The organism is Rhodococcus sp. (in: high G+C Gram-positive bacteria) (assembly GCF_049591685.1).
Taxonomy (GTDB): Bacteria; Actinomycetota; Actinomycetes; order Mycobacteriales; family Mycobacteriaceae; genus Rhodococcoides.
Window position 1 is genome coordinate 1 of record NZ_JBAWFH010000425.1, and the last position, 3751, is coordinate 3751.

The 3751-nt window shown below is 64.4% G+C and carries 4 protein-coding genes; all 4 read right to left on the minus strand.

What is annotated here, in order from left to right; all coding sequences use genetic code 11:
- Nucleotides 1–17: 17 nt before the first annotated feature.
- Nucleotides 18–758 carry an ANTAR domain-containing protein gene (locus WBQ44_RS18020; protein WP_495568042.1) on the minus strand — a complete coding sequence of 247 codons (741 nt, stop codon included), beginning with the start codon at nucleotides 756–758 and terminating at the stop codon, nucleotides 18–20.
- Between the two features lie 143 nt (nucleotides 759–901).
- Nucleotides 902–1285, minus strand: coding sequence for a universal stress protein (locus tag WBQ44_RS18025; RefSeq protein WP_495568043.1), 384 nt, complete (start codon nucleotides 1283–1285; stop codon nucleotides 902–904).
- 34 nt (nucleotides 1286–1319) lie between these two features.
- The gene (locus WBQ44_RS18030) at nucleotides 1320–2714 is read right to left on the minus strand and encodes a CitMHS family transporter (protein WP_495568044.1); all 1395 of its coding nucleotides are present in this window, start codon (nucleotides 2712–2714) and stop codon (nucleotides 1320–1322) included.
- A gap of 52 nt (nucleotides 2715–2766) precedes the next feature.
- The coding region (locus tag WBQ44_RS18035; RefSeq protein ID WP_495568045.1) for a Bug family tripartite tricarboxylate transporter substrate binding protein at nucleotides 2767–3751 on the minus strand (985 nt) is incomplete at its 5' end.

Here is a 3751-nt window from a genome sequence, read left to right on the forward strand (position 1 = left end):
CGCGGTATCGACTGTCTCTAGGGTTCCCTCTGCACCGAATCGATGATTCGCGCTGCGATGGCCGAGACTTTCATATTCTCGTTCTGCGACTGCTGCGACAGCACGGCGAATGCTTCGTCGGCGTCGACACCCCGGACGGCCATCACGATTCCCTTGGCCTGTTCGATCGCCGCGCGGGTGCGCATCGCCTCGCGCAGGCCGTCCAGTTCGGAGCGCGCATGCTGAGCGCGCAGGGAATTGAACACCGCGCTCTCGACCGCGGTCACGAACACCTGCACCAGAATTTCGTCGGTGTGGGTGAAGCCGTGGTCGGTCCAGCTGTAGACGTTCAGCGCGCCGACCTGTCCTGTGTCGACCGAGATGGGGGCCGAAAGATAGCCCTGCACACCGATATCGGCCGCCTTCCGCGCGAAAGTCGGCCAGCGAGCAGCGGCGTCGTTCGCCCCGGCTCGGACGAGCTGACGGGTGCGCGCCGCTTCCAATGACGGGCCCTCGTTCGCGCGATACTGATCGTCGTCGATGGTGAACACGCGGCGATCCGTGCACGCCGCAGTCGCGGGGCCGGCCGCCAACTCGTCCAACAACATCACCCCGGCCATATCCGCACCCGGCACCGTCGCCACCACCTGAGCGCAGACCCCCTGCAGCAGCGCGTCCACACACGTCTGCGACAACAGCAGCTCACGGAACGTATCGAACCCCACCGGTTCGGGGTTGTTATCCGAGCGCCCGTCAGCGACGCGCGAGCTCTCGTTCATGCCATCACCACATTCGTCGAAGTGCGCCGCAAGGGTGCGCAGGGGAAATCGACGGCGATGACTTCACCGATTGAGTTGTATGAGCTTACGACAAACGCCACAGGGCCCCGCCCACCAGGTCTCGGTGTCGGGGCCCCGCATCGCTACCGCGACTTGACCAGCAGAATCTCCACCGGGATCTCGAGCAGCAGACGCTGAACCGTCTGGCCCATCAGGAACTTGCCGACGGCGCTGCGGTGGCGTGAGCCAATGACCACCAATTCGGCGTCGACTTTCTCGACCAGGTCGACAAGGGTGGTCGTCGAGTCCGGATCGGGTAGGGCCGCCTCGACACGCGCCCCCGGCGCGAGCGCGTGGACCGCCGTTTCGACTGCGACGAACTCCTGCGCCTGTACTCGGGCCTCCAGCGAACCGGACAGAGCGTGGATGACCACGAGTTCGGTTCCGCGGTTCTGCGCTTCCCGCTTGCCTGCGGCGAGTGCGCTCCTACCCTCGTCGGAGTAATTGTGGACGACTGCAACGGACATGGAAGTGCCTTTCTCGAAAAGGGAGTGAGCGGGATCAGCCGAACGGAATCTGGCCGATGGCAACCGCGACCACCAACATGGTCAACGAGACGACCGCTGCACGCCACAGAACCTTCTTGTGGTGGTCGGCGAGAGAAACACCGGCAAGCGTGACGAGCAGCAGGATCGCAGGAACCAGCGGGCTCTGCATGTGCACGGCCTGACCGGTGATCGACGCCCGCGCCATCTCGACCGGCTCGATGCCGTACTGCGCAGCGGTTTCGGTGAGCACCGGAAGGACACCGAAGTAGAAGGCGTCGTTGGTCATGAAGAACGTCAGTGGCATGCTCAACACACCCGTGATCACGGCGAGGTAGGGCCCGAGAACATCCGGAATGACGTTCATCAACCAGGACGCCATTGCCTCGACCATGCCGGTTCCCTGGAAGACACCCGTCAGTATCGCCGCGGCGAGCACCATCGCCACGACCGACACGATCGACGACGAGTGTCGCGCAATCGCTTCGCCCTGCTCCTTGACTCGCGGGAAGTTGACCGTCAGCGCAATCGACGCGGCGATCATGAACAGCACCGGGATCGGCAGGATGTCCATGACGAGGACGACGAGCAGAACAACCGTCAGAGCCGCGTTGAACCACAACAGTTTCGGCCGCAGTGTCGTGCGCTCGGGATCGAGTCCGCCCTCCATGAAGCCGCCGGTCTCGCCGCCCCCGCCTTTGCCGTTGTCGCCGCCGCCTCCGGTACCGCCGCCACCGCCTGTGCTTTCGGTCTTTCCCGACGCCGAAGCACGCACCAACTGCGGCTCGTACACCAACTTGCCGAGACGCCTGCGCTCGACGATTCCGAGGTGAACGGAGAACAGCAGCACGATGACAAGGCCTGCGATCAGTGACGGAACCATCGGGACGAACACGTCCGACGGGGAGATCCCGAGGGCAGAAGCTGCGCGAACTGTGGGGCCGCCCCACGGAATGATGTTCATCGTCGCGTTGGACAGACCCGCCACAACCGTCAGAATCACCGGGCTCACACCGAGTTTGAGGTAAAGCGGCAGCATCGCCGACGTGACGATGATGAACGTCGTCGACCCGTCACCGTCGAGCGAGACAACCATCGCAAGAACCGCGGTACCGACCACGAGCCGCATCGGATCGTTGCGGACAAGGCGCAGGATGCCCTTGACCAGTGGATCGAACAACCCGACGTCGATCATGATGCCGAAGTAGATGATCGCGAAGAACAACAGGGCCGCCGTGGGCGCGAGAGACTCGATACCGTCGGTGATCATGTCTCCGATGCCGAGTCCGGCGCCGGCCATGAGACCGAACGCCACCGGAACCAACGTGAGGGCGACGACCGGCGTCGCGCGCTTCGTCAGGATCAGATACATGAAGACGGCAACCATGAGGAAGCCCATTATCACGAGCATGGGTGTACTCCTTTTGTGTTCGAGCAGGGCGAAAGAAAAAAGCCTGTCGGCGTTACGTGGTCGGACCGGGCAGGGTCCGGGCAACGAAAGCTGCCTGTTCACCGAGGAATTCGGCGAACGGAGTATCGGTCAGGACGGCACTGCGCCATCCGTTTCTGACGAGAATGTCCTGCCAGGCCGCGGACGCGTCGAGCTCACGTATGCGGTTGGTCCAGATGTCGACCTCGTCTGCTGTGAGGCCTGGCGGAGCGAGCAATCCCCGCCAGTTGGCGAAGACGACGTCGACGCCTGCCTCGCGAGTGGTCGGGGCATCGACCACCTCGATGCGCTCGGCGGAGCTGACCGCCAGTGCCCGAACGGTTCCCGCGGCAATCTGATCGAGGTACTCGCTGACGCCCGTGGTTGCGACGTCGACGTCCCCGGTCAGCAACGCAGGGAGAAGCTGGCCTCCGCCGTCGTACTGGCGGTACTGCGACGCCGCCGCGTCGACGCCGATCGCACGGGCAAGCAGGATGCGGAACAGCCCGTCGGGGCCGCCTTCTGCGGAACCGCCGGCGAACCGGAGCGCTGCCGGGTTGCTCCGCCAGGCCGCGACGAGATCGGCCATCGACCGAATAGGTGAATTAGCGGGTACCAGAACAACTTCGGGCTCTTCGAGGATTTTCGCGATGGGTGTGACCTCGGAGATGGCGTGATCGGACGGGCTCGTCTCGAGTGTGCCGATCAAGCCGAGTCCCATCACCATCGCGAGGTCGGGATTGCCGCTCTCGAGGGCGATGCGTCCGAGGCCCACCACACCGCCGGAGCCGGGCAGAACGACGACGTCGTAATCCGTACCGGAGTTCTCGGACGTCAGGGCCTGGGTGAGATTCCGGGCGGTCAAATCGTACCCACCGCCGGCGTCCGACGGGACGACGAAGCGGACGCGCTCGTTACCTGCCGCCCCGGTGAAGACTGCCGGTTCCGATCCGCAAGCGCCCACGAGAACGGCCACCGACACGCACAGGGCGGCGGCTGCAGTTCGAAGTCTCATCGTG

Bases quoted from the DNA above. Each gene is read 5' to 3' on its own strand.
- WBQ44_RS18025 (WP_495568043.1), bottom strand. From the start codon at position 1,285: ATGTCCGTTGCAGTCGTCCACAATTACTCCGACGAGGGTAGGAGCGCA.
- WBQ44_RS18030 (WP_495568044.1), bottom strand. From the start codon at position 2,714: ATGCTCGTGATAATGGGCTTCCTCATGGTTGCCGTCTTCATGTATCTG.
- WBQ44_RS18020 (WP_495568042.1), bottom strand. From the start codon at position 758: ATGAACGAGAGCTCGCGCGTCGCTGACGGGCGCTCGGATAACAACCCC.